The sequence below is a fragment of the Pseudotabrizicola formosa genome (assembly GCF_002900965.1).
In the GTDB taxonomy this organism is placed as follows: Bacteria; Pseudomonadota; Alphaproteobacteria; order Rhodobacterales; family Rhodobacteraceae; genus Pseudotabrizicola; species Pseudotabrizicola formosa.
Genome location: NZ_PJOM01000002.1, coordinates 1,092,508 through 1,106,644, shown reverse-complemented (window position 1 = coordinate 1,106,644; position 14,137 = coordinate 1,092,508). Strand labels below are relative to the sequence as shown.

The window sequence follows — 14,137 nt, the reverse complement described above, 5'->3', positions numbered from 1 at the left end:
CTATCTGCGACCACAAATTCTCGCAACAGCTAGTGACAACGGCTGCGAAAAGAGCTAGGTGCTGCGCCAACAGGAGTGCGCAACGACAGAAAGCCCGCCTGTCTGTGCGATCCGACCAACTGGAGAGTGCTGCGATGAAGCCAGAAGCCTTCCTCCCGGATGATTATCGTCCCGCCGAGAGTGAACCTTTCATGAATGACCGGCAGCTGGAGTATTTCCGCCGCAAGCTGGTGACCTGGAAGCAGGAGCTGATGGATCAAAGCGCGGAAACCCTTGGCAACCTGACCGAAAGCGGGCGCAATGTGCCCGATCTGGCCGACCGCGCCTCGGAAGAAACCGACCGCGCGCTGGAACTTCGCACCCGCGACCGTCAGCGCAAGCTGATTTCCAAGATCGAAGCCGCGCTGCGCCGGATCGACAATGGCGAATTCGGCTATTGCGAGATGACCGGCGAGCCGATCAGCCTGAAACGGCTGGATGCGCGGCCGATTGCGACGATGACGCTGGAAGCGCAGGAAAAGCACGAGCGTCGGGAAAAGGTCCACCGCGAGGATTAGGCCCGTCGCAAGATTTGCTGGTCTCCTGTGGGCCGACGAAGACATGACGCCGGGCCGAGGGTCCGGCGTTTTTGCATTGAAAGACGGGGGAGAGGCGGATGAGCCTGATCGGGCAAAGCGTGACGGTTCTGGGTGGCGGCGTGGCCGGGCTTGCGGTCGCGCGCGCTCTGGCAATGCGTGGGGCACAGGTGGTGGTGCTGGAGCAGGCCGATGCCATCCGCGAGGTGGGGGCGGGCCTGCAGATCAGCCCGAACGGTGCGGCGGTGCTGCGCGCTCTGGGCCTGGGCGATGCGCTGGCGGCAGCCTCGACACGCGCGTTGGCGGTCGAGTTGCGCGACGGGCCATCAGGGGATCTGGTGACACGGCTGGATGTGTCGGGCGCGGCGGGCGGCTATCACTTCGTGCACCGCGCCGATCTGATCGCGCTCTTGCTGGACGGCGCGCGCGAGGCCGGGGTCGAACTGCGCCTGCTGCAAAAGATTGCCTCTGTCGACCTGGCCGGGGCGCGACCCCGCTGGCACAACGCACAAGGTGCAACGGGGGAGTGCGATCTGCTGATCGGGGCGGATGGGCTGCACTCGACCCTGCGCGCGGCGCTGAGCGGCAAGGTGGCCCCGTTCTTCACCCATCAGGTGGCCTGGCGCGCGCTGATCCCCGAGGCGCCGGGCGTGGAAAACCGGGCCGAGGTGCATATGGCACCGGGGCGGCATCTGGTCAGCTATCCGCTGCGTGGCGGCGCCTTGCGCAACATCGTGGCGGTGGAAGAGCGTCGGGCCTGGGTGGAGGAAGGCTGGACCATCCGCGATGACAGCATGGATATGAAGCTGGCCTTCGAGGGATTTTCGCCGCGCGTGCGCGGGTGGCTGGACCAGGTCGAGGATGTCTGGCTGTGGGGGTTGTTCCGGCATCCGGTGGCAAAGCAATGGTTTGCGCTGCAGGATGAGGGGGCTGCGGTCATAATGGGCGATGCGGCCCATCCGACGCTGCCGTTTCTGGCCCAGGGGGCCTGCATGGCGCTGGAAGATGCCTGGGTGCTGGCCGATTGCCTCGCCACGCATGACAGCCTGGCGGCAGGGCTGGCGGCCTATCAGGCCGCGCGCTTGCCGCGCTGTGCCCGCACTGTGGCGGCGGCCAATACCAATGCGCGGCTGTATCACCTGTCGGGTCCGGCGCGCGGCATCGCGCATCTGGGCCTGCGGTTGGGGGCGGTGGTTGCACCGGGGGCGGCGCTCAAGCGGTTTGACTGGCTGTACAAGCAGGATGTGACGGCCTGAACCTGGGAGGGGCCCGGTAGCCCCCATTGGTCTGTTTCAGCCCAAGGTGGCGCTGATGGCATCGGCAGTGACGCTGATGATGGTGTCGGCCTCTGCCGTGGTCAGGCACAGCGGCGGGGCAAAGCCGAGGATTTCGCCTTGCGGCATCGCGCGGGCAATCACGCCGCGTTCAAGCATGGCGGCGGCAATCCGGGGGCCGATCTTCTGCGCCGGGTCGTAAAAGCGGCGGCTGTCGCGGTCGGCGACCAGTTCCACGGCGGCCAGCATGCCTTCGCCCCGGACATCGCCAACATTGGGGTGGGCGCAAAGCGCGTCCTGCAAGCCTTTGCGCAGATAAGCGCCGGTGGTGCCGGCATTGTCCACCAGACCCAGATCGTCGATCAGTTTCAGGTTCGCCAGCCCGGCAGCAGCGCAGACCGGGTGGGCGGAATAGGTCCAGCCATGGCCCATCGGCCCCATCCGGTCGGCCCCTTCGACAAGCACCTGCCAGATCTTGTCTGACACGATCGACCCAGACAGTGGCGCATAGGCCGAGGTCAGCCCCTTGGCGATGGTGATCAGATCGGGCGTCATGCCGTAATGATCCGACCCGAACATGGTGCCCAGACGGCCAAAGCCTGTGACCACCTCATCCGCGACCAGCAGGATATCGTATTTCGTCAGCACAGCCTGAATGGCCGGCCAATAGCCTGCCGGTGGCGGCACGATGCCGCCGGTGCCGAGCACGGGTTCGGCCCAGAAGGCGGCGATGGTGTCGGGGCCTTCCGCCACGATCATGTCCTCAAGCCGCTGCGCACAGCGGGCCGAAAATTGCTCCTCCGTCAGCGACAGGTCATCGCGGCGGAAGTAATAGGGCGCGTCACTGTGCAGGATCGGCGCGCGGGGCAGGTCGAAATGGTCGTGGAAGATCTGCAACCCGGTCAGGCTGCCAGTCATCACGCCCGACCCGTGATAGCCACGCCAGCGGCTGATGATCTTTTTCTTCTCGGGCCGGCCAAGGATATTGTTGTAATACCAGACAAGTTTGATGTTGGTTTCATTCGCATCAGAGCCTGACAGGCCGAAATACACCCGGCTCATGTTCGGGGGCGCGCGTTCGATGATCATGCGGGCCAGCGTGATGCTGGCCTCGGTGCCGTGGCCGGCATAGGCGTGGTAATAGGCCAGATCGCGCGCCTGTGCGGCCATGGCATCGGCGATTTCCGTACGACCGTAACCCACGTTGACGCAATACAGCCCGCCAAAGGCATCAAGGCTGCGTATGCCAGCGGAATCCACGATATGCACGCCATCGCCGCCCACAATCTGGCGGCGCGGGCTGTCTCCGCGCGCATGCTGGCCTGCCGGGGTGGAGGGGTGAAAGAAATGGTCACGGTCCCAGGCGGTCAGGTCATTGGCGCGGTCGGTCATGCTGCGTTCCTTTGTGCTGGGCGCAGCATGGCAGGCCAGACCCGGAGAAGGGGACCAAACATCCGGGTTTCGCAAAAGGTTTGGTCTGTAAATCAGATCAGCTGTAGAGAGAGTCTCTAGCCCAGCAGGGCAAGCGGGAAATCAGGGTCGTCTTTCACCGTGCGGGTGACGACATAGGTGAAATAGCGCTCGATCCCGATGTCACTGGCAAGCCAGTGATCGACAAGGCTTTGATAGGCCTCGATATCCGGGGTCAGGATTTTGAGGAAATAGTCCACCTTGCCCCCGACGGACCAGATCGCCACCACCTGCGGCGCGGCCTTCACTGCACGCTCGAACCGGTCAAAATCGGCCTGACGGTGGTTTGACAAGGTGATTTCCATGATCACGGCCGCAAAGGGCGTGACTTTGCGCGGGGCCAGCCGGGCATGATAGCCCGCGATCAGCCCCGATTGCTCCAGCCGCCGCAGGCGCAGCCAGACCGGGGTCGGCGACAGGCCCGCCGCTTCGGCCAGCCGCAGCTTGGTGATGCGACCGTCGCGCTGCACGGCATCCAGGATTTTCAGATCAATCGCATCCAGCCGCATCGTCAGGCCCCTTTGCGGAGCAGCCAACACCATCACGACGCTGGGTGCAAGCGGGGGGCTTGACGGGCAGGGAAACGGGCGCAAGCCTTGCGCATACGCATGTGTGAGGGGCCGATGATCACGCCAAAGCTGAAATTTGACCGAGAAGAATTTGCCACCCGACTGGAACGGGTGCGGACCGAGATGGCAGCCCGGGGGCTGGACTGTCTGATCGTGTCAGATCCAAGCAACATGAACTGGCTGACCGGCTATGACGGCTGGTCATTCTATGTGCATCAGGGCGTGGTGGTGCCGCTGGAGGGTGCCGTGTTCTGGTGGGGTCGGGGAATGGACCGCGAGGGGGCGCGGCGCACCGCCTGGCTGGAACCCGGTGATATGCTGGCCTATGCCGACCATTATGTGCAGTCCACCGAACGGCATCCGATGCAGGACCTGTGCGCGCATCTGGCGGCGCGTGGTCTGGCGCGGGGCAGGATCGGGGTGGAGATGGACAATTACTGGTTCACCGCCGCCGCTTACCGCACGTTGCTGACAGGTCTGCCGGGGGCAGAGCTGGTGGATGCAACGGCGCTGGTGAACTGGCAGCGTGCAGTGAAATCTGCGCGTGAAATCAGTTATATGCGCGATGCAGCTAAAGTGGTTTCTGAAATGCACCGCCGCATTGTCGATGTGGCGGAACCGGGCATGCGCAAATGCGATCTGGTGGCCGAAATCTATGACGCATCCTTGCGCGGTGTGCCGGGGATCGGCGGCGATTATCCGGCGATTGTGCCGATGCTGCCGTCGGGGGCCGATGCGGCGGCCCCGCATCTGACATGGGATGACAGCCCGCTGAAATCGGGTGAGGGCACCTTCTTTGAAATTGCGGGCTGCGTGAACCGCTATCATGTGCCGCTGTCGCGCACGCTGTTTCTGGGCAAGCCGACGGATGCTTTCCTGCGCGCCGAAGAAGCGGTGCTGGAGGGCATGGCGGCGGGCCTGGCGGCGGCCAAACCGGGCAATACCTGCGAGGATATCGCGGTCGGCTTCTTCGACACGCTGGCGCGGTTCGGGTTCCAGAAGGACAGCCGCACCGGCTATGGCATCGGCGTCAGCTATCCGCCGGACTGGGGCGAGCGCACGATGTCGTTGCGCCGGGGCGATCACACGGTGTTGCAGCCGGGGATGACCTTCCATTTCATGACCGGGCTGTGGCTGGAGGATATGGGGCTGGAGATCACCGAAAGCATCCTGATCACCGAGACGGGCGTCGACTGTCTGGCCGATGTGCCGCGCCAGCTGTTCGTGAAAGGGTAGGGGATGCGCGACTCTCCGATCACCGCGACGGTGGATTTTGACGCCGATGGTGTGCAGCACGGCTTTCTGCGCCTGCCCTACAGCCGGGACGATGCGGCCTGGGGGTCGGTGATGATCCCGGTCTGTGTGGTGAAGAACGGGGCAGGGCCGACGGCGCTGCTGACCGGGGGCAATCATGGTGACGAATATGAAGGGCCGGTCGCGCTGTTCGATCTGGCGCGCAGGTTGCGGGCCGAAGACGTAACGGGGCGTGTCATCCTTGTGCCCGCGATGAACCAGCCCGCCTTCGCGGCGGGGACGCGGACCTCGCCCATCGACCGGGGCAATCTGAACCGCAGCTTTCCGGGGCGGCCCGATGGCACGGTGACGGAAAAGATTGCCGATTACTTTCAGCGCGTCCTGTTGCCGATGGCCGATGTGGTGGTGGATTTCCATTCGGGCGGCAAGACACTGGATTTTCTGCCATTCTGCGCGGCTCACATCCTGCCCGACAAGGCGCAGGAGGCCGAGGCCTTCCGGCTGGTGCGGGCCTTTGGTGCGCCCTATTCGGTGCGGATGCTGGAGATTGATGCGGTGGGCATGTATGACACCGCGGCCGAAGAGATGGGGCGCGTCTTTGTCACCACCGAATTGGGCGGCGGCGGTACGGCATCGGCGCGGACTGTTGGCGTTGCGGTGGATGGCTTGCGCAACCTGCTGATGGCGGCGGGGATCTTGCGCGGCTTGGTGCAGGCGCGACCGACGCAATGGCTGGATATGCCGGATGGGGATTGCTTTGCCTTTGCCGAAGACGGCGGGCTGATCCGGTTTACCGCCGATCTGGGCGACCGGGTGGCGGCGGGTCAGGTGATTGCGCTGATCTATCCCACAGGGCGCACCGGGGCAGAGCCCATGGAGGTGCGGCTGCGCCGGGGCGGGCTGTTCACCGCGCGGCATTTTCCGGGAATCGTGAAGCCGGGGGATTGTGTGGCGGTGGTGGCGGTTGAGATGCCGGGCTAGCGAAAGAGTCGCGCCACGATCGGCGCAGGCAGGATCACCAGGATGATGCGCAAGAGGTGATAGCTGACCACATAGGCCAGATCTGCCCCGGCGAAGATGGCGATGACCACCATTTCGGCCTGAGTGCCGGGCAGGAAGGCCAGGAAAGCGTTCAGTGCGGGGGCAAAGCCCGCGAGGTAGATCACTTCAAAAACCTGCGGTTGTTGGTCGCCGGGCGGCGGCCATCGGATCGGACAGCGCCACATCAGGAAGCGCGCTGCGATCGGCGGTGGTGCAAGAGGGGGACAAGCTGCGCGTAGGCCCTCCGACCGGAGATGTCTTGCAGAGCGGGACGTTCAGGGCTCAAGGCTTTGCGGCGGGCCACATGTCCGGCGGCCATTTCTGCGCGCCAGGCTGGCACCGCATGCTGTGGCGCTACCTGCCAAGGGGAGCGGGCCACTGGCGGGCAACGGGGCGAGCTTTGTCCGCACCCCGCACCTGCGCCCGATGCAGCTTGACCCCGTGTTTGAGGCCCATCCGGCGCCTGTGGCGCACAACCCCGTTCTGGGCAGATGACGCGCCGCGACAGGGCCGCCCCGGCCAGCCATGTCGGTAAGCAGAGCGCTGCAGATTATTTCGACACAGCCCCTTGCCCCCGCCGCGCCGCCTCTTTAAACGGGTCGGTGGAGTGGTGGCCGAGTGGTCGAAGGCACACCCCTGCTAAGGGTGCAGACGGCAACGTCTCGAGGGTTCGAATCCCTTCCACTCCGCCACATTCAGATACTGAATCCGTCCAAGGGCCCCGATTGGGGCCTTTTTTCTTTTGGTTTCAAAGGGCGTTGGCAGCGCCATCCGCCCTTCGGAGACTGGGCGCTTGACGCAGAATGGGTCTCCGAATTGCCCGTGTCTCTCTTCGAGCGCCCCTCGATGGTCACGGGACGGCGTAAAACATCCACGAAATTCCAATGGGTTGCCGGGTTCATGGGTTCGCCCCGTTCGCGAGATAATCCGGTGGCGGAGACTGACACGAAGGCGCAGGGCGGTCGGAAGGACGGCTCCGCGGCGGCCGATCCCCAAGTCCGGCGGAAGCGTCCGAAGCGAGCCAGGACCCTGCCGGAAGTCTCTGATGACAAACAGACTTCGCGCCCATAGCCTGGCGCAATGTCGAACGGGCCCTGGACGGATGAAGAGAACGACCTGATCGTCGCGGATTACTTCGCGATGCTGGCCGACGACATCTCCGCGCGCCGCTACAGCAAGGCCGAGCACCGCCGCGCGCTCCTGCCGCTGCTGAACGACCGGTCCGAGGGGTCCGTCGAGTTCAAACACCAGAACATCAGCGCAGTGCTGAAGGGGCTCGGCGAGGACTGGATCCCCGGCTACAAACCCGCGTTCAACTTCCAGATGACCTTGGTGGTTGCCGTTGCCCGATGGCTGGCGCTGAACCCGGCCTGGCTCGGGCGCCAGCCGGGGCTGCAACCGGCCGTGGCCCTACGCGAGGCGGCGCAAATCTGGATCGGACCGCCGCCGACGCTGTCGAACCAGCCGCCGCCGCAGGAACTGGACCAGATGCTGCACATCGCCCGCAAGTTCGACGTGGCGGGCCGGGACGAGCGCACCCGGGCCCTCGGCCGCGCTGGCGAGGAACGCGTTCTCGCGCATGAACGGGCGGCATTGCGGACGGCAGGACGTGACGATCTGGCGCGCAAGGTGCGCTGGGTGTCGGAGGAGGATGGCGACGGCGCGGGCTACGACATCGCGAGTTTCGCCCTAGACGGGCTACCCCGGCTTATCGAGGTCAAGACCACGAACGGCTGGGAGCGCACGCCCTTCCACATCACCCGCAACGAACTGGCCGTGGCCGAGGAGCGCCGGTCGGAATGGCGGCTATTTCGGCTGTGGAATTTCTCGCGCGAGCCGAAGGCGTTCGAGCTGCACCCGCCACTGGACGCGCATGTCTCGCTGACGGCGACAACGTTTCAGGCGAGCTTTCACTGAGGCTCAGTCGAACACCCGCTCCGGCTGTTCGTGCCACGGCAAGGCCGCGACATCGGTCAGTTTCAACAGGGTCACGGCGGGCACCTCCCGCTTGTAGACCAAGCGCTTGAGAACCCCCGGGGCGAGATATGCGAGCCGCAGCTGTCGGCTGACATGGCGTTCGGCCAAGGGCAGCGACTTTCTCGCTCGATGCCTCTCTGGCCGTCAGCACGATGATCGGGACGAGTTTCTCGCGGAACGCCCCGATCAGTTCCAGCCCGTCGCGGTCGGGTAGACCCAGGTCCAGAAGCACGAGCTTCGGCACGGACCGTCGAAGGGCATCGAGCGCGGCCGCTCCGCAATCCGCCTCGACGGTCGCATATCCGCTGCGCTCGATGGCAACACGAAGAAGGCGGCGGATCGGCATTTCGTCGTCGACGATCAGGATGTGTCCGCTCACGCGATGTCCTCCATCGACACGTGGACTGTAGCCTCATGGGGGATACGGATGGTGAAGCGTGATCCGCCGCCCTGGCGCCGCGCGGCCTCGACCGTGAAGCCCATCGCCTCTGCAAAGCCCTTGACGATGGCAAGGCCGAGCCCCGATCCGCCGGTGCGATCCGATGTCTCGCCGCGGGCGAAGCGGTCGAAAATGCGCTGTTCGCTGCCCTGGGGAATGCCGGGGCCACCGTCGAGCACGTCGATCACCGGGCCGCGCCGCCCCATCCGCGCGATAATCTCGATCGGTTCCTCCTGCGGCGAATACTTGGCCGCATTGTCGACCAGGTTCAGGAGCGCGTGGTTCAACAGAACCGCGTCGGCCCGCACGAGAGGCAGGTTCGGGTCGATTGAGGTCTGTACCTTGCGCCCTGCCAACGTCTTGGCCAGGTCGCCGACCGCAGAGGCGATAACGTCGGTCAGATCCGTCGGGACAAGATCGGGAGTGACGGCCCCTTCTTCGATCCGGGTCAGGTCCAACAGGTCGGACAGGAAGCGGTTCAACCTGCGGGCCTCGCTGCGCACCGTCTCGACAAGTTCAGCGCCGTCACGGCCGTCAGAGGTGTGCGCAAGTCGTGGCTGAGCGACGCGAGCAACGCCGCACGCAGGCTGTCGCGTTGGCGGACCACCTCCATGTCGCGCATGTCGGTTTCCAGCTTCAGACGCTCGTGGGCAAGTGCTGCCTGGTCGATCAGGCTCTCTGCCAGTGCTGCGCGCTCGGTGGGAATGGGATCGCGACCCGGTGGTCCGCGGAACCCCAGCACCGCAAGCGTCCCGAGTGACGTCTTGAGGGGGCGGAACTGCCACTCGCTGGCCGTGAGTGTGTTGGTTGCCAAGCCGGCGTCTTCGCCGTGCTCCATAACCCACTCGGCCGCCGCTTGATCAATGGGGGTGAGTTTCGGCTTTGTTTGTCCGAACGCGCTGATCTCAACGCTGTCCCCGGAGCGGTGCAGCACGATCGTCTGCACCGCCAGCAACGACCGTAGCTCATCTCTGATAAGTTGTGCCGTCTCTTCCGTGGTGCTCGCAGCGCCAAGGCGCGTGGCGAAACGGGCGAGACCGGCGTTCTCGCGGGCGCTGCGCATGGCAAGTGCCGCGGCGGCCCGTGCGCGGGCCGCGAGTTGACTGGTGATGACCGCCACGATCACCAGCAAGACTGCCGTGATGACATTGGCGGGACTATAGATGATGAAGGTGTAGACCGGGGCGAGGAAGAAGAAGTTGTAGGCGATCCCGGCAGCGATAGCCGCGACAAGGCCTGCGCGGGAACCGTAAAAGCTGGCGGTCGCAATGACCGGCACCAGATACAGCATGTCGATCGGACCCCGCCCGATCCAGCCCTGCGCGAGATAGGCGATCAGTGTCAGCACCCCCACCGATGCGATCCCAACTACGTCCCCGGTCCAGTTTTCGCGGGGCAGCAGTCGCCGCCAGTCGCGCGCGCGTGGGGTTTCGTCGAAGCGGATGACATGGACTGCGATGCCGGTCGTACGGTCCAGGATGTCCTGAACGACCCGGTCGCGCCTCCTGAACCAGCCGCCGCTGCCGCGCGACCTGCCGAGGACCAGCTGTGTTGCACGCATTTCCCTGGCTTGTGAAAGTATGGCTTCCTGCGCCGAGGTTGCGGGGACCGATTGCAGGGTGGCCCCCAATGATGCCGCGAGTGACAGGTTGCGGCCGAGTTGCGTTTTTTCGGGATCGCTGAAGCGCGCAGCGGCCGGAGTTTCGACGTAGAGAGCGATCATCGGGGCTTTCAGCGCATCGGCGAGCCGCTTTGCAGAACGCACCACCTGCTCGCATCCGGCCGCCTGGGAGACGGCAACCAGAAGCCGCTGCCCACCGGTGTAGCCGTTCTCCTTGCCGGTGACGTTCTTGTGCTCCTGAATGCGGGCATCGACATATTGTGCGGCATGGCGCAGGGCGAGTTCCCGCAGCGCCAGCAGATTGCCCTTCGAGAAGAAGTGGTCAAGCGCGTGGCGGGCCTGGTCTGGAACGTAGACCTTGCCGGCGTCCAGCCGCTTGGATCAGGTCCTCGGGCGGCAGGTCAATCAACTCGATCTCGGCGTTCTCGAACACCTTGTCGGGTACGGTCTCCCGCACGCGGACATGGGTGAAGCTGCCCACGATGTCATTGAGGCTTTCGACGTGCTGAATGTTGACCGTGGTCATCACGTCGATGCCTGCGGCCAACAACTCCTCGATATCCTGCCATCGCTTGGGATGCCGACTTCCGGGCGCGTTGGTGTGGGCCAATTCGTCGACCAGGACAATCTCCGGCCGCCGCTCAAGGACTGTATCGAGGTCCATCTCGGTCAGTGTCTGGCCCTTGTAGTCGATGGTCTTGCGAGGGATCACTGGCAGGGGCGAGACCAGCGCCTCGGTTTCTTTCCGGCCGTGGGTCTCGACGATGCCAATCACCACATCCGCGCCAGCCTCAAGCTTTTCTGCGCCTTCGAGAAGCATTTCATAGGTTTTCCCGACACCGGGGGCGGCACCGAGAAAGATCTTGAGGGTGCCACGCCCCTCGCGTTGCGCTTCGCGCAGCAGGGCATCGGGCGAGGGGCGGGCATCATCTGTCATGGTACTGTTTTACTCTGTACTGGCGGGACTTACCAATTCCGCATCGAGTGCGAGGTTCAATTCCAAGACGTTGACGATCCTGGCCGCGGTGAAGATCCCGCCGGGCCGTTCGGCCAACCGGTCGACAATCGCCCGGATGGCAGCAGGCTCGACCCCGCGCGCCTCGGCCACGCGGGTCACTTGAAAGAGCGCACCCTCTCGCGAGATGTGGGGGTCCAGCCCCGCGCCCGAGGCGGTCACCAGATCCGCGGGGATCAGGGTGCCGTCGACTCCGCCATGGGCCGTGATCAGCGCCTCCGCCCGTTCTGCCAACTCGGGGTTGGCAGGAGAGAGATTGGAGCCCCCTGCGCCATCGGCGGCGTAGTCCACCGCCGATGGTCGGGGCCAGAAGTATTCCGGAAAGGTGAAGCCCTGCGCGATCAGGCGGCTGCCAATCACTGTGCCGGTGTCATCAGTGATCAGCGATCCGTTGGCCGTCGCCGGTGTCACGGCCTGCGCAAAGCCGAGGATCACCGTGGTATAGCCTGCGACGCAGATCGCCATCGTTGCGGCCGTGACGCGAAGCCCTGAGATGATGTCATTCATGGTTCTGTCTCCTGTCAGCGCCGGTCAGGGCAGCGAGAAGTGTTCGGCCAGCGGACCAAGAGCAGCCGCCGGCAGGAAGGTGAGCGCGCCGAAGATGACGACCGTCAAGCCAAGCATCGTGCCGAAGGTCGCATCCTCGACGCCAAGCGTGCCCGCGCTTTCCGCCGCGCGGCGCTTGGCCATCAGGCTGCCCACAATGGCGAGCGGCAAGATGATGGGGAGGTAACGGCCCAGCAGCATCACGATGCCTGTGGCGATGTTCCAGGCCCAGGTTCCGTCGCCCAAGCCCTCGAAGCCCGAGCCGTTGTTGGCCGCAGCCGACGTGAACTCGTAAAGAATCTCAGAGAAGCCGTGCGCGCCCGGGTCCTGAACAGTGGCCTGGCCCAGCGAGGTCGCGGCGAACAGCGCCGTGGGCCCGAGGATCAGGACCGCGTGAGAGAACAGCGCCAGAATGGCCAGCCGCACCTCCTTGGCCTCGATCCTGTGGCCGAGGTATTCAGGGGTGCGCCCGACCATCATGCCCGCGACGAAAACCGCGACGATGATGTAGAGGAACATGTTGATCATCCCCACGCCGACGCCGCCGAATGTCGCGTTCAGCCACATGCCCGCCATGGCCGTGGTGAACATCACCGGGTTGCGGATCAGCTGGCGCGGGTCGAGCTTGGTGAAACTGTCCCGGATAGCTGGCCCGACGAGGTCGGCGGAAAAGATCGATGTGTTTTGGTGTTGTGCCATGCCACGCCCCTCAGAACCGTTCCGGCCGCAGGAGCACGGCCAGCAGGTACACAAGGAGCGCTGCGGCAACGATGCCGCCGAGCACGAGATCGAAGCCCATGTATCAAACCTCCAGATACCGTTTCGTTTCGGATATGTGCGCTTGATGGGCGTAAAGCCGCCATGTGAAGTTCAGCGGTCGGGAATAAGGGCAACATAAAATACGTTTTTATTCAATGGCTTAAGGTGGAGAAGGTTCGACGTCAGACCCACTCCCTCCGCCACCTTCAGATACCGAATACTTACGAGAGCCCCAGTTGGGGCTTTTCCCTATTTCGGTTCAGAGGGCTTCCGCGCGACCATCCGACTTTCGGAGCCTGGCGTTAGCGAAGAAGCACGGCGATAACCGTAGTCGCGCGTCGCGGCCACATTATGCGGTTGCGCGTCCTTGCGTGCTGGGCATGATCGGCGACAGCCGGCCGCCGTGGATGGTGTGACTGCAAGTAAAACCAATGGTTCATTGCAAGCAGTTTCTTGATATGTCTGAACTCCGCCCAAGGGTCGCGGGGCAGCGTTTAGAGCAGCCAGACTGCGCAGTGGACCCCCGCAATGGCCGTTCTTCAGGCAGGCACAAGCCTCACATCGTCGAGCCCAAAGCCCAGATGCACCGTCTCGCCCTGACGGAAGGGCAGGGGTTGTGGCGCGCCGATGGCGAAGATCGACCCCACCTCGGTGGACAGCGTATACTGCACCGAATTGCCCAGCCATGCGGCATAGGTGACCTCGGCGGGCAGAGCGTGGGAGCCTGCATCCCGTGACAGCTGGATGTGATGCGGGCGCAGAACCATCCGCGCTGCGCCTGCCGACTGGCTGGTCAGGGGGAGGGTCAGTTGCCGGCCCATCAGTCTGATTTCGGTCGGCGTCCCGGCCTTGGTGACCTCGACATCGATCAGGTTCGCGTCGCCGATGAAATCGGCAATGAAGGCATTCGCGGGCCGGTCGTAAAGATCAAACGGCGTGCCTTCCTGCGCGATCTCGGCATTCTTCATCACGATGATCCGGTCTGACACTGCCATCGCCTCTTCCTGATCATGGGTGACGTAAACCGCGGTCAGGCCAAGGCGTTGCTGGATCTGGCGGATCTCTTCGCGCACATGGCGGCGCAGCTTGGCGTCAAGGTTCGACAAGGGCTCGTCCAGCAGCAGCACCTCGGGTTCCAGCACAATGGCGCGGGCGACCGCCACACGCTGTTGCTGGCCGCCCGACAGTTCCGACGGCAGCCGCGCGCCAAAGCCTTTCAGGCCCACGGTTTCCAGCCCGGCCTCGGCCCGGTCGCGCACTTCGGTTTTCGACATGCCCTTGACCGACAGCCCGTAGCCGACATTTTCCAGCACGGTCATATGTGGAAACAGCGCGTAGGACTGAAACACCATCGACACGCGGCGATAGGTGGCGGACAGATGCGTCACATCCTCACCGCCGATCAGGATGCGCCCTTCGGTTGCGCTTTCCAGCCCCGCGATCAGCCGCAGCGTCGTGGTCTTGCCGCAGCCCGATGGCCCCAGCAGGGTGACCAGCGTGCCGGGCGCAATATCCAGAGACAGCGGCTTTAACGCGACCACATCGCCGAATTTCTTCGTGACATTTTCAAACCGGACAGAGCCTTTCATGGCATCCT

The 14,137-nt window shown here is 64.4% G+C and carries 16 protein-coding genes, 1 tRNA gene and 1 pseudogene; 6 read left to right on the top strand and 12 right to left on the bottom strand.

The window, feature by feature from the left end; genetic code table 11:
- Positions 1 to 134 precede the first annotated feature (134 nt).
- Together dksA and CXR43_RS09225 are read left to right on the top strand one after the other, a co-directional pair.
- On the top strand, positions 135 to 557 hold the full coding sequence (gene dksA / locus CXR43_RS09230; RefSeq protein WP_103333674.1) for an RNA polymerase-binding protein DksA: 423 nt from the start codon (positions 135 to 137) through the stop codon (positions 555 to 557).
- A gap of 98 nt (positions 558 to 655) precedes the next feature.
- On the top strand, positions 656 to 1,831 hold the full coding sequence (locus CXR43_RS09225) for an FAD-dependent monooxygenase (protein ID WP_103333673.1): 1,176 nt from the start codon (positions 656 to 658) through the stop codon (positions 1,829 to 1,831).
- A 36-nt stretch (positions 1,832 to 1,867) separates the two neighbouring features.
- Here the strand turns inward: CXR43_RS09225 and CXR43_RS09220 are convergent, their stop codons facing one another.
- Complete coding sequence (locus CXR43_RS09220; RefSeq protein ID WP_103333672.1) at positions 1,868 to 3,241, bottom strand: aspartate aminotransferase family protein; 1,374 nt, start codon at positions 3,239 to 3,241, stop codon at positions 1,868 to 1,870.
- Positions 3,242 to 3,357: 116 nt separating this feature from the next.
- Positions 3,358 to 3,828 (bottom strand): Lrp/AsnC family transcriptional regulator, encoded by a 471-nt coding sequence (locus CXR43_RS09215; protein ID WP_103334150.1) that lies wholly within the window; start codon positions 3,826 to 3,828, stop codon positions 3,358 to 3,360.
- Positions 3,829 to 3,942: 114 nt separating this feature from the next.
- On the opposite strand from CXR43_RS09215, the gene doeA reads away from it, so the two are divergent.
- Both doeA and doeB read left to right on the top strand, forming a co-directional pair.
- Complete coding sequence (doeA, locus tag CXR43_RS17895; RefSeq protein WP_168219791.1) at positions 3,943 to 5,124, top strand: ectoine hydrolase DoeA; 1,182 nt, start codon at positions 3,943 to 3,945, stop codon at positions 5,122 to 5,124.
- Between the two features lie 3 nt (positions 5,125 to 5,127).
- Positions 5,128 to 6,123: a N(2)-acetyl-L-2,4-diaminobutanoate deacetylase DoeB gene (doeB, locus tag CXR43_RS17890; RefSeq protein WP_168219790.1), complete on the top strand. Its 996-nt coding sequence runs from the start codon at positions 5,128 to 5,130 to the stop codon at positions 6,121 to 6,123.
- Here the strand turns inward: doeB and CXR43_RS09205 are convergent.
- Positions 6,120 to 6,308 (bottom strand): AbrB family transcriptional regulator, encoded by a 189-nt coding sequence (locus CXR43_RS09205; protein WP_246831322.1) that lies wholly within the window; start codon positions 6,306 to 6,308, stop codon positions 6,120 to 6,122. The two genes, doeB and CXR43_RS09205, sit on opposite strands and share 4 nt — an antisense overlap.
- Positions 6,309 to 6,787: 479 nt before the next feature.
- Here CXR43_RS09205 and CXR43_RS09200 point away from each other — a divergent pair.
- Together CXR43_RS09200 and CXR43_RS09195 are read left to right on the top strand one after the other, a co-directional pair.
- A tRNA-Ser gene (locus CXR43_RS09200) sits at positions 6,788 to 6,875 on the top strand.
- Positions 6,876 to 7,263: 388 nt separating this feature from the next.
- Positions 7,264 to 8,100 carry a protein NO VEIN domain-containing protein gene (locus CXR43_RS09195; RefSeq protein WP_103333670.1) on the top strand — a complete coding sequence of 279 codons (837 nt, stop codon included), beginning with the start codon at positions 7,264 to 7,266 and terminating at the stop codon, positions 8,098 to 8,100.
- 3 nt (positions 8,101 to 8,103) lie between these two features.
- On the opposite strand, the gene CXR43_RS17885 is transcribed toward CXR43_RS09195, so the two are convergent.
- The 9 genes and pseudogenes from CXR43_RS17885 to CXR43_RS09165 form a co-directional block, all read right to left on the bottom strand.
- A complete protein-coding gene (locus CXR43_RS17885; RefSeq protein ID WP_168219746.1) occupies positions 8,104 to 8,268 on the bottom strand; it encodes a hypothetical protein in 165 nt (54 codons plus the stop codon).
- Positions 8,269 to 8,326: 58 nt separating this feature from the next.
- Positions 8,327 to 8,506, bottom strand: a pseudogene (locus CXR43_RS09190) (response regulator); the annotation flags it as partial.
- A gap of 29 nt (positions 8,507 to 8,535) precedes the next feature.
- A complete protein-coding gene (locus tag CXR43_RS18005; RefSeq protein ID WP_210402073.1) occupies positions 8,536 to 9,081 on the bottom strand; it encodes a sensor histidine kinase in 546 nt (181 codons plus the stop codon).
- On the bottom strand, positions 9,078 to 10,367 hold the full coding sequence (locus CXR43_RS18000) for a DUF4118 domain-containing protein (RefSeq protein ID WP_210402072.1): 1,290 nt from the start codon (positions 10,365 to 10,367) through the stop codon (positions 9,078 to 9,080). The genes CXR43_RS18005 and CXR43_RS18000 overlap by 4 nt, the downstream gene beginning before the upstream one ends.
- A gap of 175 nt (positions 10,368 to 10,542) precedes the next feature.
- Positions 10,543 to 11,157, bottom strand: a complete 615-nt coding sequence (locus CXR43_RS17990; protein WP_210402071.1) for a histidine kinase — start codon at positions 11,155 to 11,157, stop codon at positions 10,543 to 10,545.
- Between the two features lie 9 nt (positions 11,158 to 11,166).
- Positions 11,167 to 11,742, bottom strand: a complete 576-nt coding sequence (locus CXR43_RS09180) for a potassium-transporting ATPase subunit C (protein WP_103333669.1) — start codon at positions 11,740 to 11,742, stop codon at positions 11,167 to 11,169.
- Between the two features lie 24 nt (positions 11,743 to 11,766).
- The gene (locus CXR43_RS09175) at positions 11,767 to 12,480 is read right to left on the bottom strand and encodes a potassium-transporting ATPase subunit KdpA (protein WP_246831321.1); all 714 of its coding nucleotides are present in this window, start codon (positions 12,478 to 12,480) and stop codon (positions 11,767 to 11,769) included.
- A gap of 10 nt (positions 12,481 to 12,490) precedes the next feature.
- The gene (kdpF, locus tag CXR43_RS09170) at positions 12,491 to 12,580 is read right to left on the bottom strand and encodes a K(+)-transporting ATPase subunit F (RefSeq protein WP_080517485.1); all 90 of its coding nucleotides are present in this window, start codon (positions 12,578 to 12,580) and stop codon (positions 12,491 to 12,493) included.
- A 499-nt stretch (positions 12,581 to 13,079) separates the two neighbouring features.
- Positions 13,080 to 14,129: an ABC transporter ATP-binding protein gene (locus CXR43_RS09165; RefSeq protein WP_103333668.1), complete on the bottom strand. Its 1,050-nt coding sequence runs from the start codon at positions 14,127 to 14,129 to the stop codon at positions 13,080 to 13,082.
- Between the last annotated feature and the right edge of the window lie 8 nt (positions 14,130 to 14,137).

Coding starts and splice junctions, on each gene's coding strand:
- dksA (WP_103333674.1), top strand. CDS start 135: ATGAAGCCAGAAGCCTTCCTCCCGGATGATTATCGTCCCGCCGAGAGT.
- CXR43_RS09225 (WP_103333673.1), top strand. CDS start 656: ATGAGCCTGATCGGGCAAAGCGTGACGGTTCTGGGTGGCGGCGTGGCC.
- CXR43_RS09220 (WP_103333672.1), bottom strand. CDS start 3,241: ATGACCGACCGCGCCAATGACCTGACCGCCTGGGACCGTGACCATTTC.
- CXR43_RS09215 (WP_103334150.1), bottom strand. CDS start 3,828: ATGCGGCTGGATGCGATTGATCTGAAAATCCTGGATGCCGTGCAGCGC.
- doeA (WP_168219791.1), top strand. CDS start 3,943: ATGATCACGCCAAAGCTGAAATTTGACCGAGAAGAATTTGCCACCCGA.
- doeB (WP_168219790.1), top strand. CDS start 5,128: ATGCGCGACTCTCCGATCACCGCGACGGTGGATTTTGACGCCGATGGT.
- CXR43_RS09195 (WP_103333670.1), top strand. CDS start 7,264: ATGTCGAACGGGCCCTGGACGGATGAAGAGAACGACCTGATCGTCGCG.
- CXR43_RS17990 (WP_210402071.1), bottom strand. CDS start 11,157: ATGACAGATGATGCCCGCCCCTCGCCCGATGCCCTGCTGCGCGAAGCG.
- CXR43_RS09180 (WP_103333669.1), bottom strand. CDS start 11,742: ATGAATGACATCATCTCAGGGCTTCGCGTCACGGCCGCAACGATGGCG.
- CXR43_RS09175 (WP_246831321.1), bottom strand. CDS start 12,480: ATGGCACAACACCAAAACACATCGATCTTTTCCGCCGACCTCGTCGGG.
- kdpF (WP_080517485.1), bottom strand. CDS start 12,580: ATGGGCTTCGATCTCGTGCTCGGCGGCATCGTTGCCGCAGCGCTCCTT.
- CXR43_RS09165 (WP_103333668.1), bottom strand. CDS start 14,129: ATGAAAGGCTCTGTCCGGTTTGAAAATGTCACGAAGAAATTCGGCGAT.